Annotated in this window: 30 protein-coding genes; 8 read left to right on the top strand and 22 right to left on the bottom strand. The window is 69.1% G+C overall.

Features of this window, described 5'->3' with window-relative positions:
- Positions 1 to 320 precede the first annotated feature (320 nt).
- The gene (locus TBR22_RS09395; protein ID WP_239492708.1) at positions 321 to 584 is read left to right on the top strand and encodes a GIY-YIG nuclease family protein; all 264 of its coding nucleotides are present in this window, start codon (positions 321 to 323) and stop codon (positions 582 to 584) included.
- Positions 585 to 614: 30 nt separating this feature from the next.
- Here TBR22_RS09395 and TBR22_RS09390 read toward each other — a convergent pair whose 3' ends face one another.
- The 7 genes from TBR22_RS09390 to TBR22_RS09360 all read right to left on the bottom strand — a co-directional run bounded on the left by TBR22_RS09390 (position 615) and on the right by TBR22_RS09360 (position 7,275).
- A complete protein-coding gene (locus TBR22_RS09390; RefSeq protein ID WP_239492707.1) occupies positions 615 to 1,541 on the bottom strand; it encodes a VWA domain-containing protein in 927 nt (308 codons plus the stop codon).
- Complete coding sequence (locus TBR22_RS09385) at positions 1,538 to 2,626, bottom strand: lipopolysaccharide assembly protein LapB (protein ID WP_239492716.1); 1,089 nt, start codon at positions 2,624 to 2,626, stop codon at positions 1,538 to 1,540. The genes TBR22_RS09390 and TBR22_RS09385 overlap by 4 nt, the downstream gene beginning before the upstream one ends.
- 147 nt (positions 2,627 to 2,773) lie before the next feature.
- Complete coding sequence (locus tag TBR22_RS09380) at positions 2,774 to 3,112, bottom strand: DUF86 domain-containing protein (protein WP_239492715.1); 339 nt, start codon at positions 3,110 to 3,112, stop codon at positions 2,774 to 2,776.
- The gene (locus TBR22_RS09375; RefSeq protein ID WP_239492714.1) at positions 3,102 to 3,395 is read right to left on the bottom strand and encodes a nucleotidyltransferase family protein; all 294 of its coding nucleotides are present in this window, start codon (positions 3,393 to 3,395) and stop codon (positions 3,102 to 3,104) included. The genes TBR22_RS09380 and TBR22_RS09375 overlap by 11 nt, the downstream gene beginning before the upstream one ends.
- A 564-nt stretch (positions 3,396 to 3,959) precedes the next feature.
- Positions 3,960 to 4,103 (bottom strand): hypothetical protein, encoded by a 144-nt coding sequence (locus TBR22_RS09370; protein WP_239492713.1) that lies wholly within the window; start codon positions 4,101 to 4,103, stop codon positions 3,960 to 3,962.
- A gap of 137 nt (positions 4,104 to 4,240) precedes the next feature.
- Positions 4,241 to 5,674, bottom strand: a complete 1,434-nt coding sequence (locus TBR22_RS09365) for a carboxypeptidase-like regulatory domain-containing protein (RefSeq protein WP_239492712.1) — start codon at positions 5,672 to 5,674, stop codon at positions 4,241 to 4,243.
- The gene (locus TBR22_RS09360; RefSeq protein WP_239492711.1) at positions 5,671 to 7,275 is read right to left on the bottom strand and encodes a collagen binding domain-containing protein; all 1,605 of its coding nucleotides are present in this window, start codon (positions 7,273 to 7,275) and stop codon (positions 5,671 to 5,673) included. Before TBR22_RS09360 ends, TBR22_RS09365 begins: the two co-directional genes overlap by 4 nt.
- A gap of 516 nt (positions 7,276 to 7,791) precedes the next feature.
- On the opposite strand from TBR22_RS09360, the gene TBR22_RS09355 reads away from it, so the two are divergent.
- The 3 genes from TBR22_RS09355 (at position 7,792) to TBR22_RS09345 (ending at position 9,318) form a co-directional block, all read left to right on the top strand.
- Positions 7,792 to 8,151, top strand: a complete 360-nt coding sequence (locus TBR22_RS09355; RefSeq protein ID WP_239492710.1) for a type II toxin-antitoxin system RelE/ParE family toxin — start codon at positions 7,792 to 7,794, stop codon at positions 8,149 to 8,151.
- Positions 8,148 to 8,471 carry a helix-turn-helix domain-containing protein gene (locus TBR22_RS09350; protein WP_239492709.1) on the top strand — a complete coding sequence of 108 codons (324 nt, stop codon included), beginning with the start codon at positions 8,148 to 8,150 and terminating at the stop codon, positions 8,469 to 8,471. Before TBR22_RS09355 ends, TBR22_RS09350 begins: the two co-directional genes overlap by 4 nt.
- Positions 8,472 to 9,054: 583 nt before the next feature.
- Positions 9,055 to 9,318, top strand: a complete 264-nt coding sequence (locus TBR22_RS09345) for a GIY-YIG nuclease family protein (RefSeq protein WP_239492708.1) — start codon at positions 9,055 to 9,057, stop codon at positions 9,316 to 9,318.
- A 30-nt stretch (positions 9,319 to 9,348) separates the two neighbouring features.
- Here TBR22_RS09345 and TBR22_RS09340 read toward each other — a convergent pair whose 3' ends face one another.
- The 8 genes from TBR22_RS09340 to TBR22_RS09305 form a co-directional block, all read right to left on the bottom strand.
- Positions 9,349 to 10,275 (bottom strand): VWA domain-containing protein, encoded by a 927-nt coding sequence (locus tag TBR22_RS09340; RefSeq protein WP_239492707.1) that lies wholly within the window; start codon positions 10,273 to 10,275, stop codon positions 9,349 to 9,351.
- Positions 10,272 to 11,360: a lipopolysaccharide assembly protein LapB gene (locus TBR22_RS09335; protein ID WP_239492706.1), complete on the bottom strand. Its 1,089-nt coding sequence runs from the start codon at positions 11,358 to 11,360 to the stop codon at positions 10,272 to 10,274. The genes TBR22_RS09340 and TBR22_RS09335 overlap by 4 nt, the downstream gene beginning before the upstream one ends.
- A gap of 147 nt (positions 11,361 to 11,507) precedes the next feature.
- Positions 11,508 to 11,846 (bottom strand): DUF86 domain-containing protein, encoded by a 339-nt coding sequence (locus TBR22_RS09330; RefSeq protein WP_239492705.1) that lies wholly within the window; start codon positions 11,844 to 11,846, stop codon positions 11,508 to 11,510.
- The gene (locus TBR22_RS09325) at positions 11,836 to 12,186 is read right to left on the bottom strand and encodes a nucleotidyltransferase family protein (protein ID WP_239492704.1); all 351 of its coding nucleotides are present in this window, start codon (positions 12,184 to 12,186) and stop codon (positions 11,836 to 11,838) included. Before TBR22_RS09325 ends, TBR22_RS09330 begins: the two co-directional genes overlap by 11 nt.
- Before the next feature lie 508 nt (positions 12,187 to 12,694).
- The gene (locus TBR22_RS09320) at positions 12,695 to 13,204 is read right to left on the bottom strand and encodes a GNAT family N-acetyltransferase (RefSeq protein ID WP_239492703.1); all 510 of its coding nucleotides are present in this window, start codon (positions 13,202 to 13,204) and stop codon (positions 12,695 to 12,697) included.
- Entirely contained in the window at positions 13,201 to 13,482 is a 282-nt protein-coding gene (locus tag TBR22_RS09315; protein WP_239492702.1) for a DUF1778 domain-containing protein, read from the bottom strand. Before TBR22_RS09315 ends, TBR22_RS09320 begins: the two co-directional genes overlap by 4 nt.
- Before the next feature lie 396 nt (positions 13,483 to 13,878).
- The gene (locus TBR22_RS09310; protein WP_239492701.1) at positions 13,879 to 14,835 is read right to left on the bottom strand and encodes a VWA domain-containing protein; all 957 of its coding nucleotides are present in this window, start codon (positions 14,833 to 14,835) and stop codon (positions 13,879 to 13,881) included.
- Positions 14,832 to 16,028, bottom strand: coding sequence for a hypothetical protein (locus TBR22_RS09305; RefSeq protein WP_239492700.1), 1,197 nt, complete (start codon positions 16,026 to 16,028; stop codon positions 14,832 to 14,834). Before TBR22_RS09305 ends, TBR22_RS09310 begins: the two co-directional genes overlap by 4 nt.
- Positions 16,029 to 16,313: 285 nt before the next feature.
- On the opposite strand from TBR22_RS09305, the gene TBR22_RS09300 reads away from it, so the two are divergent.
- The 4 genes from TBR22_RS09300 (at position 16,314) to TBR22_RS09290 (ending at position 19,794) form a co-directional block, all read left to right on the top strand.
- Positions 16,314 to 16,772 (top strand): DUF4440 domain-containing protein, encoded by a 459-nt coding sequence (locus TBR22_RS09300; protein ID WP_239492699.1) that lies wholly within the window; start codon positions 16,314 to 16,316, stop codon positions 16,770 to 16,772.
- Positions 16,773 to 17,219: 447 nt separating this feature from the next.
- Positions 17,220 to 17,381, top strand: a complete 162-nt coding sequence (locus tag TBR22_RS26925; protein WP_370651437.1) for a GIY-YIG nuclease family protein — start codon at positions 17,220 to 17,222, stop codon at positions 17,379 to 17,381.
- 276 nt (positions 17,382 to 17,657) lie between these two features.
- Positions 17,658 to 18,980: a VWA domain-containing protein gene (locus TBR22_RS09295; RefSeq protein ID WP_239492698.1), complete on the top strand. Its 1,323-nt coding sequence runs from the start codon at positions 17,658 to 17,660 to the stop codon at positions 18,978 to 18,980.
- 220 nt (positions 18,981 to 19,200) lie between these two features.
- Positions 19,201 to 19,794 (top strand): hypothetical protein, encoded by a 594-nt coding sequence (locus TBR22_RS09290; protein WP_239492697.1) that lies wholly within the window; start codon positions 19,201 to 19,203, stop codon positions 19,792 to 19,794.
- Positions 19,795 to 19,835: 41 nt separating this feature from the next.
- Here the strand turns inward: TBR22_RS09290 and TBR22_RS09285 are convergent, their stop codons facing one another.
- The 7 genes from TBR22_RS09285 to TBR22_RS09255 form a co-directional block, all read right to left on the bottom strand.
- Positions 19,836 to 20,822, bottom strand: coding sequence for a zinc-dependent alcohol dehydrogenase family protein (locus tag TBR22_RS09285; RefSeq protein ID WP_239492696.1), 987 nt, complete (start codon positions 20,820 to 20,822; stop codon positions 19,836 to 19,838).
- A 105-nt stretch (positions 20,823 to 20,927) separates the two neighbouring features.
- The gene (locus TBR22_RS09280; protein WP_239492695.1) at positions 20,928 to 21,230 is read right to left on the bottom strand and encodes a hypothetical protein; all 303 of its coding nucleotides are present in this window, start codon (positions 21,228 to 21,230) and stop codon (positions 20,928 to 20,930) included.
- Between the two features lie 25 nt (positions 21,231 to 21,255).
- Positions 21,256 to 21,456: a hypothetical protein gene (locus TBR22_RS09275; protein ID WP_239492694.1), complete on the bottom strand. Its 201-nt coding sequence runs from the start codon at positions 21,454 to 21,456 to the stop codon at positions 21,256 to 21,258.
- Positions 21,457 to 21,505: 49 nt separating this feature from the next.
- Complete coding sequence (locus TBR22_RS09270; protein ID WP_239492693.1) at positions 21,506 to 22,369, bottom strand: SDR family NAD(P)-dependent oxidoreductase; 864 nt, start codon at positions 22,367 to 22,369, stop codon at positions 21,506 to 21,508.
- A 58-nt stretch (positions 22,370 to 22,427) separates the two neighbouring features.
- Complete coding sequence (locus TBR22_RS09265; RefSeq protein WP_239492692.1) at positions 22,428 to 22,994, bottom strand: TetR/AcrR family transcriptional regulator; 567 nt, start codon at positions 22,992 to 22,994, stop codon at positions 22,428 to 22,430.
- Positions 22,995 to 23,322: 328 nt separating this feature from the next.
- Positions 23,323 to 24,054 carry a DUF1028 domain-containing protein gene (locus TBR22_RS09260; RefSeq protein ID WP_239492691.1) on the bottom strand — a complete coding sequence of 244 codons (732 nt, stop codon included), beginning with the start codon at positions 24,052 to 24,054 and terminating at the stop codon, positions 23,323 to 23,325.
- A 409-nt stretch (positions 24,055 to 24,463) separates the two neighbouring features.
- Positions 24,464 to 26,743, bottom strand: a complete 2,280-nt coding sequence (locus TBR22_RS09255) for a hypothetical protein (protein WP_239492690.1) — start codon at positions 26,741 to 26,743, stop codon at positions 24,464 to 24,466.
- Between the last annotated feature and the right edge of the window lie 15 nt (positions 26,744 to 26,758).

Here is a 26,758-nt window from a genome sequence, read left to right as displayed (position 1 = left end):
GGCAGGCTCGCTCATGGCGAGCCACCGCGGGTCGAATGCCCTGAGCGAACGCACGGTGAGCCGCAGGCGAACCGGGCGTGAGTCGAAGGGCCCTTAGCACCCGAATCCAGTTCCATTCGACTCGCCCACCGTCTCGCCTCCGGCGAGCCGGCGACGCCCTGAGCGAGGACGCCCTGCGTCCGAGTCGAAGGGCAGGCTCGCTCATGGCGAGCCACCGCGGGTCGAATGCCCTGAGCGAGTGGACAGTGAGCCGCAGGCGAACTGGCCACGAGTCGAAGGGCTTCCCCTCTGCCCGACGACGATGCCATCGTCGTCCAACCGTGCACTACGTCTACATCCTGCGGTGTGCTGACGACTCGCTCTACGTCGGCGAGACGAGCGATGTGGTCGCGCGGGTCCTTACCCACCGGGCCGGCGAGGCCTCAGGCTTCACGAGTCAGCGCCTTCCGGTCACGCTCGTGTATGCCGAACAGCACACCGACAGGCTTCGAGCGCGGGCACGTGAACGGCAACTGAAGCGCTGGACGCGGGTCAAGAAGGAAGCGCTCATCGCCGGCGACCTGGCGCTGCTGAAGCGCCTGTGACCCTGTGATGCGCAGGTCAGCAAGGCACGTTCAAGGCGCGACATAGCCCGGACGCGCGACCACGGTTCCAGCGCGCTGGCGCAGGCGCACGTCCAGCCGGTGCCAGCCTCGCGGATTGTCCGCCCGCGGCGTGAACGACAGCAGGTAGCGCTGACGATACCGGTCGAGGATGCGGCCGAACGCGTCGGCGAGTGCCGCGTTGCGCTCGAGGCGCACGACTTCGCCGCCAGTCGCTTCGGCCAGCCTGTCCATCAACCGCACCAGGTCTCCAGGCGAGGCAGCCAACCAGGACCGCGTGCGGAAGTACGTCGCATCGCGTGGGCTCGGTGCCGCTGACGGCAGGCCCGCGGCGACGGGCACGACCGTGACCGACGCCTGGCGCAGCGCCTCGAGCACCCGCCCGGCCGTCGTCCAACTCGCCGTGTCGGCGCCATCGGTGAAGACCAGGAGGAGGGCGGGGCGCGTATCCGCTCGCGCCAATTGGCTGCCCACGAGCAGGGCGTCGAGCAGCGTCGTCGCTCCCAAGGCCGGGACGCGCGCGAGATCATCGAGGCGCACCATGGTCGGGACGTCGGAGACGTGATGGACGCGCACCCGGTCCGCGAACGTGAGGAGCGACACGCGGTCGCCCGCCGTGAGCCGGTCCAGCAGGCCGCGGACGGCCCCCTCGAGGCGCGACCGGACGTCACCGGCCACGCTGCCGCTCAGGTCGAGCGCCACGATGACGTGCGCGCTGTCGGTCGTCCCGAGCGCCCGCACCTCCTGCTCCACCCCGTTGTCGCGCACGAGGAAGTCGGCAGCGGTCAGCCCCATGATCGGGCGCCCCTCGTGGTGCACGAACGCGTCGATGGTGACGACGTCTACCCGCGCGCGCAGCGTCACCTCCTGCCCTCGTGTGACGACGCTTCCTACATTCACGAGCAAAGCGATCACCGTAGCCACCACGGTACGCGTCACGGGCGCAGCCCTCGCCGCAACGGCCCGAGCACGGCCTCCACATCATCGCGGCGGCCGCCGACGTACACGCTCCACGCGTCGGGGAGATCGTCTGTCGGTGCCGACGAGCCTGCCAGGGTACGGGCCAGCACGAGCCCCTGCTCCGCGTCATCAGGCAGCGACAGGCCCAGCAGGGCCAGCACCGCCGATTGCCGGGTGCGGGCATCGGCGCTGGCAGCCCGGTACGACTCGGCCGCGCGGCCAACCTTGCCGCGACGCTCGTACGCCTCGCCCGTGAAGAGCACGGCGAGGGCACAGACCGACGAGGCACAGGGCGGTGTCACGAGCGGTGCGAGCATCGTCAGCGCCCGGTCCGCCTCACCGCGATCCAGCCACGTGCGCGCCAGACGCAGACGTGCTTCGGGATGGGAAGGCCTGGCGTCGAGGACCCGCTCGTACCATCGGGCCGCTGACGCCCAGTACCGGCGGGCGAGCACGGCGCGATCCACACGCCCGGTGACGCCCCCCGCCGCGCTGCCGCTCCCGATCGCGCCTTGTGCGCCGACCGCCTCGGGCACCACGAACGTCTGCCCGCCGCTCGCCCCGCCGGTGACGATGCGCGCGGTGCGCTCGCGCACCACCCCGCGCAGCAGGTCATGCTCGGCCTGCAGATCCGGAAGCTGCCGCGGCAGGCGCATCCCCTGCCCCACCTGCTCCGCCTCCGCGACCCGGCCGGTGTTCAGGAGGAACTGCATGAGGCCAACCTGCGCCCATGCCCGGAACGCGCCCAGGGCGGGCTCGGTGGATCGTTCCACGGCGGCGACAGCGTCGATGCCCTGACGCAGCGCCTGTTCGAGGGGTATAAACCGCGGGTCATCCGCGACGCGTGCCGAAAGCGGCAGCAGCGATTCAAGCGGCACAAGCACCGCGCCCTGCAGTCGACGCACGGACTGCCGCCGCTCGTCGCTGCCGGCCCGCGACGCACCAAGGTCCTGGCGAATCCGCGCGAGCGCCGCCGAGACTTCGGGCTCTCGCCCCTGCTGCAAGGAACCATCAAGCGCCCGGGTCGCCGCGACGTAGTCACCGGCGAGGTAGAGATCGATCACCGCGAGCCACGCGTCAGGGACCGCGGCGCGGAGCCCGCCTCCCGCCAGCAGCCAGCAGCCTGCCAGAAGAGCCAGGCCAAGCCCTACACGTGAGGGAGGCGACGACCGCGACTGCACACGGACACGCATGCACAAGGGTGGCCGCGGCTACTGCTGGAGGTCGGCCTGCAGCATCTCGAGCACCTGGGGCAGGTCTCGGACGACGGTTTCCCAGATGATGGGGATACTCACGCCGAAGTACTCATGCGCGAGCAGGTTCCGGAGATCGCGCATGTCGCGCCACGGCACCGCTGCCAACCGGCGCACGGTGTCCTCGTCCACATGGCGCGCGGCTTCACCGATCACCTCGAGATTTCGCACCACGGCATCGACGGTCATGTCGTCTGCCGCAAACGACTCCCGGGTGTGCGTGGCCGTGTACCGGCGGATCCGTGTGATGGCCTCGATGATGTCCTGCAGGCGCAGTGACGAGTCCCTAGGCGGCACGCACGGCCTCATTGAGGATGCGTTCCCGCATCTGCGGCTTGAGCGCGTCGCGAGTGACGAGGTCGACGCGCCGTCCCAACAGGTGCTCCAGGCGCCGACGCAGGCGCGAGAACTCGAAGAGGGAGACGGGGCGGTCGAACTCCACCAAGACGTCGACATCGCTGTCGGGGCGAAGCTCCCCCCGCGCCGCCGAGCCGAACACCCAGAGTCCACTCACGGCATGCGTGTGCAGTTCTGGAAGATGACCAGCCAGGACGGCAAGGACCTCGGCGGGATTGGACATGGCGTCGCCGTGCTGATTGTACCGCTCGCCTCGGAGCCGAGCGTGCCGGCGCTCCATCTCCGGTCCGGCGGCGGGAACGGGCTCCCGCGGCCTCCCCTATTCCTCCACGACTGGGGGTGACTCGGGAGGACTGCGGTGAACTGGGGTGCACTCACGGAGAATGGGCTAACTGTGGCACTTGCAGGGGTTAACGCCAGAAGTCGCGCGCCTGCAATGACTTGCACGGCTGAGAGTCAACCGGTTCGACTCCCGCCGCCTCCACCAACCTAAGTGACTGACCATCAGTCACTTAGGAGCAACAGTTCAGTTCCGTTCCCGCCTCCCCTCCCGTATTTCTCCCCGGAGTGGGTCGATTCGCGCGTAGGCGCGGAAGCCAGTTCATCGAAATCCGGCGTGTTCTGTGCTCCGGCTAAGGCGGACACGGGCGCGGTTCCCGCCGCCTCCCCTCATCCGTGAGCGTCCCCGATCATCGCGCACCAGACGATGGTGGCGTCGTGCCTTCGCAGGTCTCCGTGGAGGTAGGGGCGCGATTCCGACCGGTACCGTTCTCGGAGTGCCGCTCCGTCAGCGTTCCACCAGTGGCAGTTCCACCGTGACGAGACGTCCCTCGACCACATCGACGACGCGTCCCTGCGCGGCCATCAACGCTCGCCGCTCCTCGTGACCGAGCCGGTCGTAAGCGCTGCGTGCCTTGGGCGAAAGCGCCACGAGCCGGTACCGCCCTGGCCGGAGAGCCCCTGCGGTGAAGCTGCCATCCGCCGTGACGGTCGCAATGCGGCCAGCGGACTGATGTCTGCGTGGGGCCTCGACACTGTTACCAGGCAGTACCAGCACGGACGATCCCCTCAGGGCGTCCGCGCTTCCCGCGACGCGCCCCGCACACCGGACGGACGCGACGAGACGAGCAGCACGACGCCGTCCACGGTGCCAGTGACCGGAAACTCGCGGCCCTCGAACACGTCCTCGCCATCGATCAGCACGGACTTGAGCCACCAGTCGGGCGGCAGTCCCTGCACGTGCAGTTGCTGGTGACCAAGCACGTCACGCAGGGTGAACGTCAGGTCGCTGATTGTCGACGAGGCCATCGATCCCGATTGCAGGAAGTGTCTCGCCGCCACCGACGACGTGACGACCTCGAGCGGTCGATCGTGCAGGGTCGTGACGTCGCCCCCCTCGACCTCGACGCGGCCACGCACGACCGCACCGAAGCCAATCGGCACCGCGACCTCGACGACCGGCTCGCCAGCCACGGCCATCTCCGCCCAGCCGGCGCGACGCCGGTTCATGCCCTGCGGAGTGACACCCATCAACTCTTCCGCGACCACGCGGTAGCGTCCGGGCGCGACATCGAGGAGCTCGAACAACCCGTCCGGCTGGGGCCTGGCCGACGCCATCGCAAACTGCACCCCAGGATCGATGAGGTGCAGGGAGACGCTCAGCTGCGTGCTCGTCGCCGCCTCACCCGGCACGACCACCCGCCCGACCACTCGCGACAGGCGTCCTGCGCCGAGTCGGACATCGAGGATCGCCGCCTCCCCGGCCCGCACATCGACGAACTCGGCGGCCGACAGCTCGGAGGTGCTGGTGGCGAATGCTGGCAGGGACTCGGGCTCGTTCCCCTGCAACCTGACGGCACCTCGACCCGAGGGGCCCGGCGGCACCACGCGCACGGTGTACGTCGCGGGCATCAGCCCATGCGCACGGTAGACACCACGGTCGTCGGTGACGGCGGTGCCGCCCAGAGGCATCAGGACCTCCTGCCCGGGAAGTCGCCCCAGTGCCGTGACCCTGCCGCCGACGACAGGTTCGCCGTGATGGTCGAGGACACGCCCCGTCAGGACACCCCCCGTCAGGAGGCGCACGTCGCCCAGGTCGATGGTGCCGCCTCCACGCAACGTCACCTGTCGCGGTGACTGGTTCGTGCCCGGCCCGTCGTAGAACCCCTGGCGCTGCACGTGCACGAAGTACACGCCGTCCGGCAGGCGCTCGATCGTGAACCCACCAAGGCCGTCGGTGCGGGTGGAGAACTGGGCCTGCCCCTCCCCTTCCGCGGCGCGCCAACTGGCCCAGATCGTGGCGCCGCGCAGCGGCTGCCCGTTCCCGCCCTCGACGACGCGACCGCGGAGGGTGCCGGTGCCGTCAGGCCGTGCCGCGGGCGGCGACGACACGCCCATCACGACCCCAGATCGCATCTGAGCGAAGAGGTGCGCGATGCCCGGCGAACCGAACGCCACGCCGGTCAATAGCACGGCCGCGGCCCACAGGCGACGCGACCTCACGGCACCTCCATCACGATCACGGCCTCCGGCGTTTCCCCTTCCGGGACGGAGACCACGCGGGCACGCGGAAGAAGCTCCCTGAGGTAGTCGGGATCCCCGAGGTCGTCGCCGCGAGCCGTCGCCGCCGGGACCGCCACGAGGCGATACGAGCCCGGGCGCAGCATGTCGATCGACCACGTGCCGTCCTCCACCGGTCTCACCATGAAGGTGTTGGCGACGACCGGCCGTCCCCACCTGCGCGCGTCGTCGTCGAAGCCGATGACGACGGCATCGGTCGCCGGTCCGCCAGCAGACGTGACGACGCGGCCGCGCAGTCCACTGGGCCTGGTGCTCACGACGAGCTCGACGTCAACGACGGTGCGGGCGACGCCGAAGTCGTGGCCGTCGGTGGCATCGACTCCCCCGACGCGCACAGCGCGGGTCCACCAACCGGCGGGTCCGTTGCCGATGCGCAGCACCGAAGGGCCGCGCACGCCGACGAGCTCGAACGTCAAGTCCGGCCTCACCTGCGCCCGCGCCTGTGGATTCCACGTGCGCGAGGCGCTGATCGACGTCGCCTGGACGCGCACGTCGCGGCCGCGCAGCTGAGAGGCGTCTCCCTCCACCACGAGTCGCCCTTGTACCGTGGTCCCCGGCTGCGTCCGCAGGATGAGGCCGCGCACGTCGCCGCTGACGTCGACGTCGAGCATCCCGACTTCGCTGCGTGCCAGTTGCGTCGCGCGTTCCTCCCGCGTCCCGGAGTCGATGCGTGGCGACACCGTGAGCGTGTAGGCGCCTGGCGCGACACCAAGGATCGTGAACGTGCCATTGCCGTTCACAGGCGTCGAGGTGCCCTGCGTCACCCGCCATCCTTCGCGAGGCTGAAGGCCGACGAACCCCTCGGTGACGAGCTTGCCGGCGCTGTCGATGACGCTCCCCGCCACCGTGGCGACCGTAGCTTCGACGAGGTGGATGTGCGCTTCGGCCTCGTCGCCCGGGCCAACGCGAATCGGCTGCGCCTCGTGCAGGGCGGTGGCCGACGGGGCAAAGGTGGGCACGAGCTCGCGTTCGGGTGTCTCGGCGAATGTGGCACGTGGTGCCGATGCCTGCGGCGGAATGGCCGACACGACATAGCGGCCTGGTGCGAGCCCGAAGACGCGGAACTCGCCGAGGTCGTTGGTAGTGGCCTGCGAGCCTGCCTGAAGGCGCGACACTCCGTCCACCGAGCGTAACTGCTCAGCCCGGACGGTGACGCGATCGGCCGGGTAGCCGTTCGCATCCAGTACGCGGCCGCTGATCACCGCACTCCGCACCAAGCCGAACTCGAGCGGGCCGGCGACGGCCCCCGGCCCGACGACGAGTTGCCGTGCAGGGGTGCTGGGCGAGGCCTGGCCGAGTTGCTGCTGCACGTAACCGGAGCGCCGCACGATGACCGCGTACTCGCCGGGGTCGAGCTCACCGAGCGAGAAGCGGCCATCGGCGTCCGTGCGCGTGGCTGCTGGTGGGCGCGAGTCCTGGCGTTCGGCGATCCGGGTCCCGTCCGGCAGGCGCTGCCGCACGGCGAGGACGAACGCGCCTCGCAGCGGACGCGAGGTCTCGGCGTCGATCACACGGCCGAACATTCGCGCATCACTCGCAGGCGACGCAGGCAGTGGCGCGGGGCGGCTATCGCGCGGTGGCGCCGTGGCGGAGGCAGGCGATGGCGGCTGCGCCGCGAGCAAGGCGGCGCCGCATGCGCACGGCAGGACGAGCACCGCACAACGCATCACCTGCGACCTCCTGCGCGCGGACCATCCAGTCACGCGCGGCTCCCGAGCTCTCGAGATGCGCGAGGTCGATGACGGCAACTGCAGCGACCACCGCGACGTGTTCACCTGCCAGGGAGGGCTGACGCGCCGCAGGGTACCACGAGGGCTGCTGCGTCAGGAGGGGCCCAGCGCAGGCCTTGGCTCAGCATCAAGCCTGTCGTCTCGCCGCGCTGGACAGGTGCCGGAGGCGGTGGTCGTAGCGTTGCTGCGCGCGAACCGATGGCATCTCCATGACGGCTGTGCGGACCCTGGGATGCGAGAGACCGCAGCAAGCGCGAGCCGGCGGCAACATTCCCTTGAACAACTATTCCTCTCAAGGCATACTGCAGCATGGCCTGGGAGGTCGAGGGCACCGACACGTTCGCGGATTGGTTCGTGCGGTTGTCCGAGGACGAACAGGTCGATGTGGGTCGTGTGGTCGAGTTGCTGGTCGAACACGGTCCGTCGCTGCCCTTCCCCTACTCGTCGGGCATCCACGGCTCACGCCATCGGCACATGCGCGAGTTGCGCATCCAGCACGCGGGGCGGCCGTACCGGGTGCTCTACGCCTTCGACCCGCGCCGCGCGGCGATCCTGTTGCTCGGCGGCGACAAGACCGGGCAGGACCGCTGGTACGAGCAGCACGTGCCGGTGGCCGACGACCTGTACGACGAATACCTCGCGGCCCTGGCGAAGGAAGGCCTGCTATGAAGCGACAGTCCTGGACGGACATCAAGACCCGCGTCACCCCGGCCACTCGGGCGCGCATCGAGTCGGAGGCGCGGAGCCTCAGCGACCAGCTCCACCTGTCGCAGCTGCGCAAGGCCAAGGGGCTGACGCAGGAAGCTATGGCCGAGCTCCTGGGCGTGACTCAGGCGGAAGTATCGAAGATGGAACGCCGCAGTGAGCTGTACATCGGCACGCTCAAGAAGTTCATCGAAGCGATGGACGGCGAACTCGTACTCGCCGCGCGCTTCCCGGACGGGACCGAGGTGCCGATCCGATTGGCCGAGCCTGAGCAGGTGACCTAGGACTGCCCCGCACGGCCCGGACGGTGTCGCTGGCGGCGGGAACCGGCTCCCGCGGCCTCCCCTATTCCTCCACGACCGGGGAGGATTCAGGAGTACTGGGGAGAATGGGAGTGTACTGGGGAGAACTGACCCAAATGCTGCCTACGCAGGGGTTAGCACCAGAAGCTGCGCGCCTGCAATGACTTGCACGGCTGAGAGTCAACCGGTTCGACTCCCGCCGCCTCCACCATTCGACTCGCCCACCGTCTCGCCTCCGGCGAGCCGGCAGGCTCGCTCATGGCGAGCCACCGCGGGTCGAATGCCCTGAGCGAACGCACGGTGAGCCGCAGGCGAACCGGGCGTGAGTCGAAGGGCCCTTAGCACCCGAATCCAGTTCCATTCGACTCGCCCACCGTCTCGCCTCCGGCGAGCCGGCGACGCCCTGAGCGAGGACGCCCTGCGTCCGAGTCGAAGGGCAGGCTCGCTCATGGCGAGCCACCGCGGGTCGAATGCCCTGAGCGAGTGGACAGTGAGCCGCAGGCGAACTGGCCACGAGTCGAAGGGCTTCCCCTCTGCCCGACGACGGTGCCATCGTCGTCCAACCGTGCACTACGTCTACATCCTGCGGTGTGCTGACGACTCGCTCTACGTCGGCGAGACGAGCGATGTGGTCGCGCGGGTCCTTACCCACCGGGCCGGCGAGGCCTCAGGCTTCACGAGTCAGCGCCTTCCGGTCACGCTCGTGTATGCCGAACAGCACACCGACAGGCTTCGAGCGCGGGCACGTGAACGGCAACTGAAGCGCTGGACGCGGGTCAAGAAGGAAGCGCTCATCGCCGGCGACCTGGCGCTGCTGAAGCGCCTGTGACCCTGTGATGCGCAGGTCAGCAAGGCACGTTCAAGGCGCGACATAGCCCGGACGCGCGACCACGGTTCCAGCGCGCTGGCGCAGGCGCACGTCCAGCCGGTGCCAGCCTCGCGGATTGTCCGCCCGCGGCGTGAACGACAGCAGGTAGCGCTGACGATACCGGTCGAGGATGCGGCCGAACGCGTCGGCGAGTGCCGCGTTGCGCTCGAGGCGCACGACTTCGCCGCCAGTCGCTTCGGCCAGCCTGTCCATCAACCGCACCAGGTCTCCAGGCGAGGCAGCCAACCAGGACCGCGTGCGGAAGTACGTCGCATCGCGTGGGCTCGGTGCCGCTGACGGCAGGCCCGCGGCGACGGGCACGACCGTGACCGACGCCTGGCGCAGCGCCTCGAGCACCCGCCCGGCCGTCGTCCAACTCGCCGTGTCGGCGCCATCGGTGAAGACCAGGAGGAGGGCGGGGCGCGTATCCGCTCGCGCCAATTGGCTGCCCACGAGCAGGGCGTCGAGCAGCGTCGTCGCTCCCAAGGCCGGGACGCGCGCGAGATCATCGAGGCGCACCATGGTCGGGACGTCGGAGACGTGATGGACGCGCACCCGGTCCGCGAACGTGAGGAGCGACACGCGGTCGCCCGCCGTGAGCCGGTCCAGCAGGCCGCGGACTGCCCCCTCGAGGCGCGACCGGACGTCACCGGCCACGCTGCCGCTCAGGTCGAGCGCCACGATGACGTGCGCGCTGTCGGTCGTCCCGAGCGCCCGCACCTCCTGCTCCACCCCGTTGTCGCGCACGAGGAAGTCGGCAGCGGTCAGCCCCATGATCGGGCGCCCCTCGTGGTGCACGAACGCGTCGATGGTGACGACGTCTACCCGCGCGCGCAGCGTCACCTCCTGCCCTCGTGTGACGACGCTTCCTACATTCACGAGCAAAGCGATCACCGTAGCCACCACGGTACGCGTCACGGGCGCAGCCCTCGCCGCAACGGCCCGAGCACGGCCTCCACATCATCGCGGCGGCCGCCGACGTACACGCTCCACGCGTCGGGGAGATCGTCTGTCGGTGCCGACGAGCCTGCCAGGGTACGGGCCAGCACGAGCCCCTGCTCCGCGTCATCAGGCAGCGACAGGCCCAGCAGGGCCAGCACCGCCGATTGCCGGGTGCGGGCATCGGCGCTGGCAGCCCGGTACGACTCGGCCGCGCGGCCAACCTCGCCGCGACGCTCGTACGCCTCGCCCGTGAAGAGCACGGCGAGGGCACAGACCGACGAGGCACAGGGCGGTGTCACGAGCGGTGCGAGCATCGTCAGCGCCCGGTCCGCCTCACCGCGATCCAGCCACGTGCGCGCCAGACGCAGACGTGCTTCGGGATGGGAAGGCCTGGCGTCGAGGACCCGCTCGTACCATCGGGCCGCTGACGCCCAGTACCGGCGGGCGAGCACGGCGCGATCCACACGCCCGGTGACGCCCCCCGCCGCGCTGCCGCTCCCGATCGCGCCTTGTGCGCCGACCGCCTCGGGCACCACGAACGTCTGCCCGCCGCTCGCCCCGCCGGTGACGATGCGCGCGGTGCGCTCGCGCACCACCCCGCGCAGCAGGTCATGCTCGGCCTGCAGATCCGGAAGCTGCCGCGGCAGGCGCATCCCCTGCCCCACCTGCTCCGCCTCCGCGACCCGGCCGGTGTTCAGGAGGAACTGCATGAGGCCAACCTGGGCCCATGCCCGGAACGCGCCCAGGGCGGGCTCGGTGGATCGTTCCACGGCGGCCACAGCGTCGATGCCCTGACGCAGCGCCTGTTCGAGGGGTGGAAACCGCGGGTCATCCGCGACGCGCACCGAAACCGGCAGCAGCGATTCAAGCGGCACGAGTACCGCGCCCTGCAGTCGACGCACGGACTGCCGTCGCTCGTCGCTGTCGGCCCGCGACGCGCCAAGGTCCTGGCGAATCCGCGCGAGCGCCGCCGAGACGTCGGGCTCGCGCTCCTGCTGGAGGGAGGCATCGATTGCGCGTGTCGCCACGGCGTAGTCGCCGGCGAGATAGAGATCGATCACCGCGAGCCACGCGTCAGGGACGGCGGCGCGGAGCCCTCCTCCCGCCAGCAGCCAGCAGCCTGCGAGAAGAGCCAGTCCAAGCCCTACACGTGAGGGATGCGACTGCCGCGACTGCACAGGGACACGCATGCACAAGGGTGGCCGCGGCTACTGCTGGTGGTCGGCCTGCAGCATCTCGAGCACCTGAGGCAGGTCTCGGACGACGGTCTCCCAGATGATGGGGATACTCACGCCGAAGTACTCATGCGCGAGCAGGTTCCGGAGATCGCGCATGTCGCGCCACGGCACCGCTGCCAACCGGCGCACGGTGTCCTCGTCCACATGGCGCGCGGCTTCACCGATCACCTCGAGATTTCGCACCACGGCATCGACGGTCATGTCGTCTGCCGCAAACGACTCCAGGGTGTGCGTGGCCGTGTACCGGCGGATCCGTGTGATGGCCTCGATGATGTCCTGCAGGCGCAGTGACGAGTCCCTAGGCGGCACGCACGGCCTCATTGAGGATGCGTTCCCGCATCTGCGGCTTGAGCGCGTCGCGAGTGACGAGGTCGACGCGCCGTCCCAACAGGTGCTCCAGGCGCCGACGCAGGCGCGAGAACTCGAAGAGGGAGACGGGCCGGTCGAACTCCACCAAAACGTCGACGTCGCTATCGGGGCGAAGCTCCCCGCGCGCCGCCGAGCCGAACACCCAGAGTCCACTCACGGCATGCGTGTGCAGTTCTGGAAGATGACCAGCCAGGACGGCAAGGACCTCGGCGGGATTGGACATGGCGTCGCCGTGCTGATTGTACCGCTCGCCTCGTGACCCGAGCGTGCCGCGCTCCACTCCGGTCCGGCGGCGGGAACGGGCTCCCGCGGCCTCCCCTATCCCTCCCCGACTGGGGGGGACTCGGGAGGACTGCGGTGAACTGGGGTGCACTCACGGAGAATGGGCTAACTGTGGCACTTGCAGGGGTTAGCACCAGAAGCTGCGCGCCTGCAATGACTTGCACGGCTGAGAGTCAACCGGTTCGACTCCCGCCGCCTCCACCAGTCGTCCAGAGCTGTCCGCAGGCGTCCATGGTGTTCCATGGACGTCCGGCTCTGCTTCACGAAAACCCCAACAATTCACGGGTTACTGGTCGGTCGGCTGCGCGTGTCGCTGCCATCGTCCGCGGCGCACCCGTGCGCCGCGGAGGTACTTCTGGGGGTATCCGACGATTTGGGGGTATCGATACCCTGGGGTATCGACCAGCCGACCTGCCCACGAGTCCAGTCGCTCACGCCCTGCCGATCCTCTAGGACCCGCCTCAGCGCCGATGTCTTACACGGCGTCAGCGTCCAGCGAAGCGAGCTCAAGAACGTACGCGACCTGCCACGTCAGTCAGCGTCACCAGCAGCGTCATCGGACTCACCGGGGCCTCCGTGAAACCCGCCTGCAGGTAGAACTGCTTGGCCGACGGCGAGAGGGCGTGGACAAGCACGGCGCGGATGCCCACAATCTCGGCCGCCTGCAGGGTGCGCAGCAGCGCGTCGCGCAACAACGCCCGCCCCAGCCCGCGGCCCTGGTAGGCCCGGTCCACCGCCAGCCGCGCGAGCACCATCACGGGGATCGGATCCGGCATGTTCCGCCGCACGCGCCCGGTCACGGCCTCGTGGGCCACGGCGCCGGTGGCCAGGGCATAGAAGCCGACCACGCGACCGGATGCGCAGACGACGTAGGTACGGGACGCGCCGAGCGCTTCGTTGGTCAACGCGCGCCGTTTCAACCAGAGGTCCAGATCGGGCGTGCCGGAATCGAACGCCGCGATGTCGTGATGTGCGTCCAGGTGCTCTGGAGCGCCCACGTCGGCGTCCCGATTCATCGCTCCCAAGGGGCTTTGGTAGCCAGCAGTTTCTTGAGCCGCGGGTTCGGCGTCGGCCGCGCATCCAGCAGGGCCGTGAACGTGGCCCACGCATCCGCGTCCAGCCGGAAATAGCGTTGATCGAGCAGCACGGTCGTCGCCTCGCGGGTCGCGGCGTCGAGCATGAACGCGGTGCGGTCCTTGCCGGACGCCTCAGCGGCGCGGTCGATCAGAGCGCGCTGGTCGTCGGGAATGCGGAGGCTGATGCTCGTGCGCGGGCAGGATGCGGCGTTCGCCATGGGATCTCCCGGGTGCAGTGACCACCCACCCTGACTCTAGCGGAGATGTATATACGTCGTCAATACAGCACGGACAGCACGGTCTGCGCAGGCGCGTTCACCGGCCCACGAACGCCACTGCCGAGGCGACGCCGGTGGCATACGAGGGTTGCGTGGTCGCCGTCCGCCAGTTGACGACCAAGGACTCCGCATCTCGTCGCACCCGTGGGCACGCGCTCCGCGGCCATGGCGAAGCGTGCGACGCCGACCTCCAACCACAGGGGCAGTGGATGCACCGCTCGGGGAAGCACGATGCGCGTCGTAGCGCTCCGCAGTGCCTCCCTTGTCGTCCGTGACGGGTTCACTTGACCAACGACGTAGACCCGCCACGGCCGCTCGTGAGTGACAGCCGCGCGGTCAGGGATTCCTGGCGATGTACCCCTCGCGCGCGACGACGGTCCCCGCTCGATTGCGCAGGCGGACATCGAGGCGATGCCACCCGCGCTTGCCGACACCGGTCGGGGTGAACGACAGCAGGTAACGCTGACGGTACCGAGCCAGGATGGAGGCGAACGTCTCCGCAAGACGAGCGTCCCGGCGAACACGGAGGAACTCGCCGCCCGTGATGTCGGCCAGCACCTGCAGCATCCGTAAGGAGTCGCCAGGCGTCGGGGCGACCCATGAAGGATGCTGGAAGTACACGGTGGTCGATGGGGTGATCATCGTCGTCGGCAACCCCGCCCCTACCGGATAGACCACGACATCGGTGCGCTGCAGGACCGCGGTCGCCCTGGTGACGGTGTTCCAGCTCGAGGTATCTGCGCCGTCGGTGAACAACAGGAAGGCCGCCGGCCGCTGGTCGATCCTGGCCAGCATGCTGCCCAGGACCACGGCGTCGTGCAATGTCGTCGAGCCCGTCGCGGCCATCCCCTCGAGCACGTGGTCGAGCTTGACATCGGGCACCTCGGCCCGGGCCAGCACGCGCAGCCGATCGTCAAAGGTGAACAGCGACAGTCGGTCCCGAGCCGTGAGCTGGCCCGTCACGGCCCGCACGGCATTGCGCAGTTGCCGTAGCACGTCTCCATCCACGCTGCCACTCAGGTCGAGGCCGATGATGACGTGCGCGCTGTCGGTCGTACCAATCGCGTTGATGCGTTGCTCGACGCCGTTGTCGCGCACGATGAAGTCTGCCGGAACGAGTCCGGCGAGCGGCTGGCCGTCCAGGTGCACGAAGGCGTCGATTGTCACCACTTCCACCACGGCACGAAATAGCGGGGCCGGTTCCTGCGCGGTCAGGCGCATCGCAGGCCCGCTCGTGGCCGCAATCAGGCTCGCGACGACGATGGTGGCAGTCGATGCCCGCTTCGGTCTCACGGCACCATCGCCTCGCGCAGCGGCCGCAGCACTGCGTTGACGTTCTGCCGACGCCCGCGCAGGTACACACTCCACGCGTCAGGCCCATCGAGCGCGGCGAGGGGTGTCCGCTCGGCGAAGTGTCCGATGAGTCGAGCGCCCGTGGCGACATCGCCCGCCCTTACCGCCAGTTGCATGAGGGCGACGAGAGCCGACTGCCGTACGTCGCTCAGGCTCGCGGCATGCGCATAGGCCATCGCGGCGTCGTCATTCGCGCGGAGCATCTCGTGCGCCTCACCCGCGAACAGCGATGCAAGCGCGCAATGGGTCGTGCCGTACGGGCTCGTGAGCAGCGGCTGCAACGTGCGGAGCGCCTCCTGTGGCTGCTTGAGGTCGACCAATACCCGGCCGAGGTGCAACGTCGCCTCTAGGTGGGCCGGCGCGTTCGCGAGGACACGTCGATACCAGCCCGCGGCGTCCTCGAGGGTTCGGGTCATGCGGCGCAGCCGCGACTCCGGCTCGATCTCCTCGTTGTCGCGACGCACGGCCTCCGCCGCCGGCAGGCGCGCGATCGACTCCTCGACCATCCCCCTCAGGAGAAAGACCTCGACGCGCGGGGCTACATCGCCCTCGGCCAGCCGGACCTGCTGCGCATGTGCCTTGAAGTCTCCGTAGCGAGCGTTGTTCATCAGGAACTGCAGGTACGCAATCTGCCACCACGTCCTGAATCGTCGCTGCCGCGCGCGTTCCTCGGCGCCTGATCGCAGCGGGTCGGTCAGGTCGTCATCACCGAGTTGCTTCCATGCCTCCATCGCAGCGGTCTCGTACGCCTTCATGGGTGGAAGCAGGCGCATGCGCGTCGACAGCAATGACAGGATTTCCAGTGGGAGCAGTGCCGCCGCCTGCACCCGGCGAATGGCAAGGCGCCGCTCGTCGTGCGCGTTCACGCCGACTTCGGCAGCTCGGGCCGACGCCATCCACGCGTCGAGCGCTTCGCGCGACTGGATCGTGACCTCCTCAGTCGACAGGCGCAAGACGGAGGGCACACTGTCCTCTGCACCCGCGAGGTAGGCGTCTACGGCGCGAGCCCACGCGGAATTCTTGCCAGAGACATCCTGTGCGCCAGCCCGCACGGCCGCTATCGCCAGCAGGATCCCCGCCAGATACACGCGCCGCCAGCCATCTTCCAGGGCATCGGCAAACATCATGGTCACCAGGGGCTACATCGCATTATAGGTCGTCCGTCGCGCTGCCCGCCGACGACTGTCGTGAAAGTGGGGCCTGACCACTTCGAGGGATCGATGAGGGTGTGGCATGCTGTGGCTACGAACCAGTAACGTCTGGGGCTGCCTTGCGTGTGTCCGTCGCCACCACGCTCACGGGTGTGCTCGCCCTTCCAGTCGGAGGCCACTCATAGGCGCTGTAGCGGCGTTCCGACCGTCGAGTTCACGCGCGCGGCTCATTTGGCCCGTCAGCCGACTGTCCGAAGGAGGTTTGCGATGGCACGACGACGTCACACGCTGTGGGCGTGCCTGGCCGTCACGGTCGGGCTTGGATGGCTTGCTCAAGCGCAGGGTGGAGACGGCGAGTCGATACTGAGGGCTCGTGAAGCGGCTCTTGCAGCGCGTGACGCGGGTGCGGTGATGGCGCTGTTTGCCGACGATGCCGTGGTGGGCACGTCGAGCGGTCGGGTGCTTGTCGGCAAGGAGCAGATTCGCGGGTGGGTCACCGATCAAATCGACCGGCAGCAGCGTGAGGAGGCAGCCACGCGGCAGGCACAGGGCAATAAGCTGGTTTGGTCTGGCACGGTCTATCGAGATGACTGGCAGAAGCTTGGCGTCTCACCGCTCGAAGTCAAGCAGGACGCCGTCATTCAAGATGGCAAGATCAAGTTCTTCAACACCACCTTCTCGCCGGAGTCGTGGACAAAGCTCCAGGCAGCGCGCAAGAAGAACTGAATCGCCGCGGACACGAGTGGCTCAATAAGGAGCTGAAGCTGGTCTGTTCCGCCTAATCGAAGCTCACGCGCAGCGTGAGCGAAGTCTGGATCGGTGTCAGGGCTTCGAGTTTTGCTCGATGTGTCATCGAAGCGTGAATGCAGTCGGCAACAACGAATGTCGTGGAAGTCTTTGGGACAAAGGCGTTGTGGGCGTCCCACCTACTGGCGGGACACATCAAGCCGAGTGTGGGGGTATTTCTGGGGGTACGTATCTCAGCAGCAATAACATGGAAGTCGTTGTGCGTCAGTGGCTTAACATCGCGTCATTCGACTCCCGCCGCCTCCACCATTCGACTCGCCCACCGTCTCGCCTCCGGCGAGCCGGCGACGCCCTGAGCGAGGACGCCCTGCGTCAGAGTCTAAGGGCTTCCCCTATCCCCGACGACGATGCCATTGTCGTCCCACCGTGCACTACGTCTACATCCTGCGCTGTGCTGACGACTCGCTCTACGTCGGCGAGACGAGCGATGTGGTCGCGCGTGTCCTTACCCACCAGGCCGGCGAGGCCTCAGGGCTTCACGAGTCAGCGCCTTCCGGTCACGCTCGTGTACGCCGAACGACACCCTGACACCCTTCGAGCGCGGGCACGTGAACGCCAACTGAAGCGCTGGACGCGGGCGAAGGAGGCGCTCATCGCCGGTGACCTGGCGCTGCTGAAGTGGCCCTGATGCAGTGCAGGTCGAAGGCCTCTTGCGCGGCAGCATCGATCGCCCGCAGGAACTCGCCGAACGGCGGTGACGGGCATTCGGGCGGCTGCGGTCGCACATCTCAGCCACTGGGGCGCAGGGTTCCCGAGGCTGCGCTCCGGTTATCCTGAGCCAACAATCCGCTCAGAGAGGGAGCCATGGGGCGAATCACACTCGTCGTCGTGTGCGTGTGGGCTTCGACGGTCGTCATGCCGTCAGCGCAGCAGCCGGCGCTGCGTAGCGCGACGACGACGATTCTTTTCGACGTGGTGGTCCGCGACGGCAAGGGTATACCCGTACGCGACCTCACCCCGACGGACTTCGAACTCAGTGAAGATGGGGCGCGCCAGACGATCACGGCGATCTTCGGCCCCGGCGGTCGTGCCCTCGATGCATCAACGGCGGGGACCAGTCCACGTGAGCCGGCAATCCCGAGCGCGGTGGCCGGAACTCCACTTGTCGCCAGCCCCGGAGCAGACGCCGGGGAGCCGCCGTCGGTCGTCGCCTTCGTCTTCGACCAGTTGTCTCCCGAGGCGCGCGCCATGGCCGCACGCGTCGCCGACGCCATGCTGGCCGGCATGCCGACGCGCGACTGGGTGGGGCTGTTCGCGCTCGAGCACCGCTTGCACATCGCGCAGGACTTCACGCAGGACCGGACCGCGGCCAGGACGGCGCTGTCGGCGCTGGCGCAGCGGCCCATGGTGGTCAAGGACGCGAGCGCGACGCAGTCGACGAGGACCGGCATCGATCTCGACCCGAGCGTCTCCCCTACTGTCGGCGCCGAGTCACGCGGAGGCGCACAGGACTTCGCGACCCGCCAGCGGCTGCTGAATGGCGCCGGGCCGGAGCGCCTGCTGTACGCGATGGAAATGCGCATGGCGGAGACCTACGAGCGGTACACGCGCGACGTGCAGGGGCAGATGGCGGCGGTGGGACTCCGTGCCATCGCCACCGGCATGTCAGGCCTGACGGGCCGCAAGGCGGTGGTCCTGTTCTCGGAAGGACTCCCGCTCTCGGACCAGGCGCGCACGCTGTTCGACACGATGGTCGCGGCCGCCAATCGCGCCGGCGTGACCTTCTATCCGGTGGACGCCGCAGGTCTCCGTGCTCACAGCGCCGTGGCGGCGACCGCGCGTGAGCAGGACTATGCCGGCCGGGTGGCGCTCGGCGACGAGGGGCGGTCACAGGGCGCGTGGACGCGTGACCTGGAGAAGCAGGCCGACCTCGTCCGCTCGGATGGCACCGCCTCGCTCGCGCGCCTCGCGAAGGAGACCGGCGGTCTGCTCCTCGAGAACACCAACAACGTCGAGCGGATCGCGAAGCGGATTGCCGGGGATCAGGCGTCGCACTACCTGCTCGCGTACACACCGGCGCGGGGTGAGATGGACGGCACGTACCGCCGCGTGACAGTCAAGGTGAAACGCAAGGGCGCCACCGCCACGCATCGGTCAGGCTACTGGGCCGTGGCAACCATGCCGTGACGCTGTGGACCGGTCTTGACATCACGGCGGCCGGACACCGGATCCCGCTGCCTCCCCTGTTCCTCCATGACTGGGGAGAAACCCGGTTCCGAAACCTGCAGAGGTCCCTCCGCCAGAGCGGGGTGCGTATGACCCGAACTCATGCCCGCAGGAATCACGGTGCCGCAAGCTGACCGACCGGCGACTGCGTCCTATTCGTGCAAGCACGGGGAGAGCTTCCATGTTCATGACTCGCAACCACCAGCGCCGTGTTGTCGGCGCCTTCGCCGCCTGCCTGGCAGGCCTCACGTTGACGATGGCTCAGCCCGAGGCCATCCAGGGGGTGCGCTTCACTGCCACGGCCTCGGGTCCGACCGGTGAGCTCGGCCCGGTCGAAATCGTCATCAACCGCTTCTCGACAACGGTGGAGAAGAACCGCTTCATGGACACCTTCGCCGAGCGCGGCCCGGCCGGCCTCCAGGAAGCGCTCCAGCAGGCGCCGTCGATAGGCCGCCTCGCCGCGCCAGGCGACCAGGGGTTCGAGCTTCGGTACGCGGCCGAGTTGCGCGGCGAGAACGGAGAGCGCCACGTCATCGTCGCCAGCGATCAGGGCATGTCCTTCCTCGAAGCCGCCGATCGTCCGCGCTCTGCCGACTATCCGTTCACGGTGATCCAGTTGCAGATCGACAGGAACGGCCAGGGCCGTGGCCTGGCCTCGGCGTACTCGACCATCACCCTGGACACGGTGCAGGGCTCGATCGTGCTCGAGAATCTCGGCGACCAGCCGGTGATGCTGACGAACCTGCAGTTGCAGCGGAAGGGCGGCCGCGAGTAGCGGCGGCCAGATCCATACGCCGGCGGTGCCGCGCCGCCGCGCTAAACCATGATGTCGACAACGAGCTTGCCGGTCGCAGAACCGTCTTCGATGGCCGCCAGTCCGACGTCCACCGTGTCCCATGTGAGCCGCCTCGGGTCGAGCACAGGCCTGAGGCGCCCGTCGTCGACCAAACGGGCGGCCATCCGCAGGATCTCACCGTGGTGCGCGCGCCCCTTTCCCGTGAGCAGGGGCAATAGCGTGAACACGCCAGAGTAGGTCGCGCCGCGGAACGACAAGGGCGCCAGCGAGTGGATGCCCCAGCCGAGCGCGCTGACCACGTGTCCGGTGTACGCCCGCACCGCTCCGAACGAGGCGTCGAGCGTCGCCCCGCCCACCGTGTCGAAGATGACGTCGAATCCTTCTCCGCCCGTGTACCGCTCGACGTACTGCTCCACCGACGTGGTCGTGTAGTCGATGGCGGTCGCACCGAGGCCTTCGATGAAGGCCTGCTGCGCCGCCTTGCCCGTGGCAAAGACTTCGGCGCCGTGTGCCCGGGCGATCTGGATGGCCACGGAACCGATGCCGCCAGCACCGCCGTGGACGAGCACGCGCTGCCCTGCACCGACGTGGGCTCGATCCACCAGCCCTTCCCAGGCCGTGATGACGACCAGCGGCAGGGCGGCTGCTTCTCGACTGGTGAGTGTCGTCGGCTTGCGCGCGAGCAGTTCGGCGTCGACCGATGCGAACTCCGCCAGGGAGCCCTGGTGACCGCCGACCCCGCCGGTCATGCCGTACACCTCATCGCCCGGGCCGAACTCGGCGACACCCGGTCCCACCGCCTCGACGACGCCGGCCATGTCGAGCCCGAGCACGGCGGGGAGCGGATGCCGCGCGTGGTCGGCGCGCCCGGCGCGGATCTTCGTGTCCAGCGGATTGAGGCCACTCGCGTGAATGCGTACGAGTGCTTCCCCGGGGCCCGGATCGGGCCGCTCGATGAGCGTCTGCCGGAGCGGCGCGCCGTAGGCGTCCAGTACCAACGCCCTCATCGAGGGTGGACTCTGTGGTGCGAACGTGAGTGCTTCGCGCATGAGAGGGTCCTGGCCTGAGGAGTGTAACCGCACGCGTGACAGGACGGGCCGCGCTGTGACGTCTCAAGGGACACGATGCCTGACCGGCACGAGCCGGAACTCCACCGTGCTCTGGTCGATGGTCGCGTGCACGGGAGACTCAGCCATCTCGGTCATGATCCCCGTCGCGCTTCGCCGTCCGTCCGCGACTGACGCCCACGCGACGATGTCGACGATCGTGCCGTCCTTGTCCTGGGCGATGCGTCGCCAGCGGAAGCCGGGCTGTCGTCGCAGGTAGTCATCGATGTCGGCATTCGCGGCGATGAAGTCGGCGCCAGTGAGACCGTCACGGAGCCGAAAGGTCGTGATCTCGAGTGCTTCGGGCATGCACGGATCCTCCGAGGTTGACGGCTCAGCCCTGCCCCGCCGCGCGCACGACGTCGGCGGCGTCGCCCATCGTGTCGCGGCCGATCAGGACGCCATCATGCGGGTCGTGCACGTCGACCACCTCGGTGCCGTGCGACGCGACCAGCGCGCCGTCGATGAGATGTGCCGCGGCAATGCGGACGGCGCGAGGGGAAGCGACGGGGGCGAGAGATGCGACGCTCGACATGACACACTCCGTGATCGAAGGGCCGTGATGTGACGAGGTTCAGCGACGGTCAGGCGGTCGGCAGCGGAAGAATAGACTGGCCAGCGTCGATGTCGATCGAGGCGCTGATCGCGCTCCATCGGTCGGCGTCGGCCGAGCGGGCGCGCTCCGCCTCACGGGCGAGCCGGAGCGCATCACTCCCCAGCAGGATGTGCGGCGGGAGGCGGTCGGCCGCGGCGAGGCGCAGGATGAGTCGTGCGACCCTGGCCGGGTCGCCCGGCTCGTTCCCCCAGTAGCCCGCGAGTTGGCGCACGGTTGCGCCAACCGAGGCTTCGTAGTCCGGGAGGACCGGCTCGTGCCGCGCGTTGGCCCGCGCGCCCCACCTCGTGCGCATCGCGCCCGGCTCCAGTGCGGTCACCACCACGCCGAACGCCGCGACCTCGAGTGCCACGCTCTCCGTGAAGCCGCCGACGGCCCACTTCGCCGCGTGGTAGGCCGCGTTTCCGGGCCAGGCGGTGCGTCCGCCGAGTGAAGAGATCTGGATGATGTGTCCGCGGCGCTGGCGGCGCATCACGGGGAGCGCCGCGCGCGTCATGTGCACGACCCCGAACAGCGACGTCTCGACAAGCCGGCGGAACTCGTCGGAAGGGACCTGCTCGAATGGCCGGAGGTCGCCGTAGCCGGCATTGTTGATCAGCACGTCGAGTCGGCCGAACGTGTCGACGGCGGACTCGACCGCCGCTCGCCCCTGCGCTTCGTCGGTCACGTCGAGCGGTGGCGTCAGCACCCGTTCGCCGTAGCGAGTACGGAGGTCGTCGACCTGCCTGGGGTCGCGCGCTGTCGCCACCACCTGGTGCCCGGCCTCGAGCGCCGCCTCGGCGATCGCGCGTCCCAATCCTCCTCCGCTCCCCGTGACGAGCCAGACGTGTGGCATGGTCCTTCTCCTGGATGATGGTCAGTTGGTCATCGCAACGGCGGCCCCTTGCACGTGGTCAGTGCAACGCGTGCCAGACCGTTTCCAGCCCGGTCCGGCAGAGGACCCTGGCGCGCTTCGGATCCCGGAGCATGAACTCGATCGTGGTGGCGGCACATGAGGAGACGAGGGCCCCGGCGTAACGAATCGGCGCGTCCTTCAGTGGCCCGGTGGCGCCGGCCCGACGGATGAGCGCGAAGACGGGTGCCGCATACGCGTACGCCGCGTCCCGGATTTCGGTGGTGACAAGGTCCGAGATATTGAGCTGCGCCTGCGCACGTCGCTTGTCAGGGTTCGAGGTGCCCCACCGGGTCCACGCGCTCCAGAGCTGTTCGAACTGCGTCCGCGTGTCGGCCTCCGGCGAGATCGCTGCGACCACGGCGTCGGTGAGTTCTGTGGTCAACTCCTGGTACAGCGCGTTGAACAGCCCGGCCTTGGTCTCGAAGTAGGTAAAGACCGAACCGTGCGGTATGCCCGCGCGAGCGGCGATCTCTGCTGTCGGTGCACCGAGGCCCTGCTCCGCAATGAGGGCGGTCGTCGCGCTGAGAATGGCCTTGCGTCGGTCCTCACTCTTCGGCCGTGCCATGCGGACTCTCCAGGAGGGTCGCGAACCTCACCGTCATGACTCGAATAATGAGTGCCTACTCACTCTTTGTCAAGGGCAATGGTGACTCCGACTTGCCGTGCCGAGAGCCCGATAAGCGCAGCACACCTCGCAGTGGCATCTGCGTGCGCGCCTGCTCGATGGCGAGAAGGACGCTGGCTCTGTCGGCAGGATGCGCTGGTGACCGATGGCATGGCTGCGTTGGCCGCCAGCGGCTGTGCCGCTACTCGCCTCGTGCCGGGACGGCACGTCCTGAAGAAGCACGCTGGCAGGCACTCGCCCCGGGCCGGGATGCGACGTCGGCCAGCGATCAGCGCTCGCCCGCCGTGGTGAAGGCGCGGCGCAGAAGGTGCACTGGATTGCGACCGCCCTGGCTCTGCCCGGGGATCACGTGACGGATACGCGGGCGCCCCGCCGGGTCGTCTGGTGCCGCCACGACCAGGTAGGCCGACTGCGCGGTCTGCGCGCCGCAGCGCCGGTCACCGCCTCGCAGCGCGCCGGCCTCGAGGGCCACCAGCAGACGCTCGGCGAGCGGACGTCCAGCACTCCGCGTGAACGCTTCCATGGTTGCAGTCAACACGTCCTGGCCGGCGAGAGTATTGCCCTGCACGCTCACCCCGGGCGCGAGCAGGTGTCCGGCTCCCGCGTGCGTGCGAGCGCCGGTAAATGCCGCCGGCCGATCGAAGAAGCCCAGCGCCACGACCCCGTACTGCTGCTCCTCGAACGTGTCGTCGAACGTCGGGTGGCTGATCGCGGCGACGATGGCGCTCGGGCTGCCACCATCGGCCAGCAATCGTACGCCACGCCGCCGGGCGGCCCCGTTGGACATCGCTTGCGCCACCATGGCCCCGCGTCCGGGCGCGAGTGCGACGATGCCGGCGACAAACGGTGTGCACGACGCCCCGGCGCTGCCGACCTCACGCGTCCGTGCATCGACCGCGACGAGCGACCAGGTGGCAGCCGCGGGCGTCACGCCCAGGTGGATCGACAGGGCCACGCCGATGCTGACGTACGCGAAACGCACCGAGCGGCGAATGATCATGCGGAGTGAATACGGAGTGGAACCCCACCGGTTCCTTCAGCACGCGCTCGACGCGACCGGCGCAAGGCCCTCACGTCACCTGAGCTCGGTCCGATCGGTCGGCGATGGCAATGAGGCCAACATCATGCGCGAAGTAGTGCCGGAGCTGCTCTACTCAGGCCTGCGAGGCGTCAGGCTTCACGAGTCTGCGCCTTCCGTTCACGCCCGTGGACGTCGAGCAGCACCCCGACAGGCTTTCGAGCGCGGGCACGTGAGCGTCAACTGAAGCGATGGACGCGTCAAGAAGGAAGCGCTCATCGCCGCCGACCTGGCGCTGCTCACGCGCGTGTGAAGCGAGCGCAAGCGCTGACCGCCACGGCTGTCGCTGCCACCGCGACGACGGTCATGCACGCCAGGCGATGGCGGATGGTCACGGCGTCACCGGCGGCGGCTGCGCCAGGACAGCGAGGCCGCGTTCCGCCGCGGCAGTGGCGAGCGCCTCGTACAGCGCCGCCGCGCGCGCCTGGGCATGACTGGAGCCGGCACGCCACGCGATGGTGACGGCCTTCGGGTACAGCACCAGGCGCTCGAGCAGGTCGTGCAGTGTATGGAAGGCCTGTCCATCGGCGCGATAGACGGTCTGCCCCGTCCACTCCTCGGACTCGACGACGACGAGGCGCACCGGCGGGCCGCCGACAAACGGCGAGAACTCCTGCCGGCAGGCCTGCGTGACGCAGGAGTCCCGCACACGCAGCCGGTCCTCGGCCGTGGTCAGCCAGCCGCGCCCACGCAGCAGCGCTTCGCGCAAGGCGCGCGCCAGTCCGAGTTCCTGTGACGCAGGATCGTCGACGCTGGGCATCGTGACGTGCAATTCGTCGGCACGGCCCTCCCACCGCTGGTGCCAGGCCTCCAGCCGACGCCAGAGGGCGACACGAGCGGAGGCCGTCCCGATGCGCGCCAGGGCACGCGCCGCACTGGCGGCCACACGGGAGCGCTCGTGCCACAAGGCCTCGACCAGCGCGCTTTCCGGCACGTGCTGCGGCCACACGCGCGCCAGCGTGTCTGGAAGCTCGTCTCGACAATAGGAGCGACTGTCGCTCAAGTGCTCGCGCAGCAAGCGCGGTCCCCCCTCGCCGTCGACGGCGAGGGCGCAAGCGACGACGCTCGCGCGGGCAGCGCAGGAGGCCGGTTCGCCATTTGGCCACTCCACGAGCGCGGCACACGTCCGCGGCGTTGCCAACCGGACGATCGTGGGCAGCAGTCCGCGCGCCATCGCGCCTTGCCCGTCCTGCAGATCCGAGAGTGGTGTCGACTGCGCGCGCGCATCGGCGAGGTGACGCTCCAGTGCCTGCGTCAGGGCCGGGGTGTCCGCCGACGCGAGACGCAGCGCCCTGGTGCTGAAGCGGAATCGACCCGCGACCACGTCCTCGCGCGACAGGCGCGCGGCCTCGTCTGGTGCCAGCTCCCCGAGGCGAACCAGCGCCGCGTCCCGCGCCTCGCGTTCGACGTCCGGCGCGGAGACCAGTTGCCGCAGGACGGGCAGCATGGATGGACCGGCGACGTGTCCCCACCGGTACGACAGCATGAGCCCCTGCTGCGCCGAATCGAGTCGATCGAACACGGCCGGGAGCACACCCGCGACGTTCACGGGCGGAGCAGGCGGACAGTGCGCCGGCGGCTCATCGGTGAACGAGACGCTGGCGCGGGCCACGTCCGCGGGGCCGCCGCGGAGCCCGGCGGCCAGAGCCTGTCCCTGCCAGTACGACACCTGACAGGCATACCGGCGCATGCGCTCGCGAGCGCGCAAGGCAGCACCCGTGCCCTGGTCCGGCTGGTCCTCTTGGGTGTCGCGCGGCATGGCGATCATGACGTCCAGAAATGCGGCGATGGCCGGAATGGCGTCATTGACCGCGCGCGAGGCAGTGGCCAGCCCCTCGCGCAGGACTTTCAGCGCCTCTGTCCGATGCTGCGTCCCATAGAGCCCGAAACGGAGCTCGTGCCCCTCGGTGCCCACTCGGTTCACCTCGCCCTCGAGCCTCAGGATGCGACGCGCGAGTTCCTCCGCCGCTCGAGGGCCTTCTGCGAACCGCAGTGCCCGCGAAGGCAGCATCGTGATGGCGCCCGCATCGAGCACGGGCGCCGTGATCTGCAGTGTCAGCAGATTCGACACGACCACCACCGGGTCACGGGGCGGCGTCACGTTCGCGTCGCGAAAGCGGTGCGACTCGACGTACAGCACGTACGTTCCCGGCCGCACGAAGCGGACGTGTTCGTTGACGTCCAGCGAGAGTGTCGTCAGCCCGTCGAGCGGCGCGGGAGGGGTCGCCATGCCTCCGCCAACGAAGCCGAACCCCATGGCACGGTAGTAGTCGCGCAGCGGGTCTTCCACGCCCGAGGCCGGGACGACAACGACCCGGTCGATGCCAAGGCGGCCGCTGCGGTCGTACGCGATGGCGTCGAAGAGGGGGCGCGCCCCCGAGTCGTCCCGAAACTCGAGGTCGAGGGTCAGGCGTTCACCTTGCGCAAACCGCAGTTTCCCGAGGGCCGTGCGGACCACGAGCGACAACCCAGGCGGGTTGGCGGCCAGCCGAGCCGCGTGCGCTGGGCGCGCCGGCGCCACGTCTGCCTGCTCGACGTCCTGAGCCCGGGCGCTGCACTCGCACAGAAGAGCCGCAATAGCGCTGAGCGCCAGCCGCACGAACACGCGCATGCCACCCGCTCCATC

Origin of the sequence: Luteitalea sp. TBR-22, assembly GCF_016865485.1 — a bacterium.
Classification (GTDB): Bacteria; Acidobacteriota; Vicinamibacteria; order Vicinamibacterales; family Vicinamibacteraceae; genus Luteitalea.
Note: the sequence above shows the minus strand (reverse complement) of the source record. Positions and strands in the feature narration are given on the sequence as shown.

Bases quoted from the DNA above. Each gene is read 5' to 3' on its own strand.
- TBR22_RS09315 (WP_239492702.1), bottom strand. From the start codon at position 13,482: ATGGCGAACGCCGCATCCTGCCCGCGCACGAGCATCAGCCTCCGCATT.
- TBR22_RS09300 (WP_239492699.1), top strand. From the start codon at position 16,314: ATGGCACGACGACGTCACACGCTGTGGGCGTGCCTGGCCGTCACGGTC.
- TBR22_RS09260 (WP_239492691.1), bottom strand. From the start codon at position 24,054: ATGATCATTCGCCGCTCGGTGCGTTTCGCGTACGTCAGCATCGGCGTG.
- TBR22_RS09320 (WP_239492703.1), bottom strand. From the start codon at position 13,204: ATGAATCGGGACGCCGACGTGGGCGCTCCAGAGCACCTGGACGCACAT.
- TBR22_RS09355 (WP_239492710.1), top strand. From the start codon at position 7,792: ATGGCCTGGGAGGTCGAGGGCACCGACACGTTCGCGGATTGGTTCGTG.
- TBR22_RS09265 (WP_239492692.1), bottom strand. From the start codon at position 22,994: ATGGCACGGCCGAAGAGTGAGGACCGACGCAAGGCCATTCTCAGCGCG.
- TBR22_RS09270 (WP_239492693.1), bottom strand. From the start codon at position 22,369: ATGCCACACGTCTGGCTCGTCACGGGGAGCGGAGGAGGATTGGGACGC.
- TBR22_RS09295 (WP_239492698.1), top strand. From the start codon at position 17,658: ATGGGGCGAATCACACTCGTCGTCGTGTGCGTGTGGGCTTCGACGGTC.
- TBR22_RS09275 (WP_239492694.1), bottom strand. From the start codon at position 21,456: ATGTCGAGCGTCGCATCTCTCGCCCCCGTCGCTTCCCCTCGCGCCGTC.
- TBR22_RS09280 (WP_239492695.1), bottom strand. From the start codon at position 21,230: ATGCCCGAAGCACTCGAGATCACGACCTTTCGGCTCCGTGACGGTCTC.
- TBR22_RS09375 (WP_239492714.1), bottom strand. From the start codon at position 3,395: ATGTCCAATCCCGCCGAGGTCCTTGCCGTCCTGGCTGGTCATCTTCCA.
- TBR22_RS09255 (WP_239492690.1), bottom strand. From the start codon at position 26,743: ATGCGCGTGTTCGTGCGGCTGGCGCTCAGCGCTATTGCGGCTCTTCTG.
- TBR22_RS09290 (WP_239492697.1), top strand. From the start codon at position 19,201: ATGTTCATGACTCGCAACCACCAGCGCCGTGTTGTCGGCGCCTTCGCC.
- TBR22_RS09285 (WP_239492696.1), bottom strand. From the start codon at position 20,822: ATGAGGGCGTTGGTACTGGACGCCTACGGCGCGCCGCTCCGGCAGACG.
- TBR22_RS09350 (WP_239492709.1), top strand. From the start codon at position 8,148: ATGAAGCGACAGTCCTGGACGGACATCAAGACCCGCGTCACCCCGGCC.
- TBR22_RS09360 (WP_239492711.1), bottom strand. From the start codon at position 7,275: ATGTTCGGCCGTGTGATCGACGCCGAGACCTCGCGTCCGCTGCGAGGC.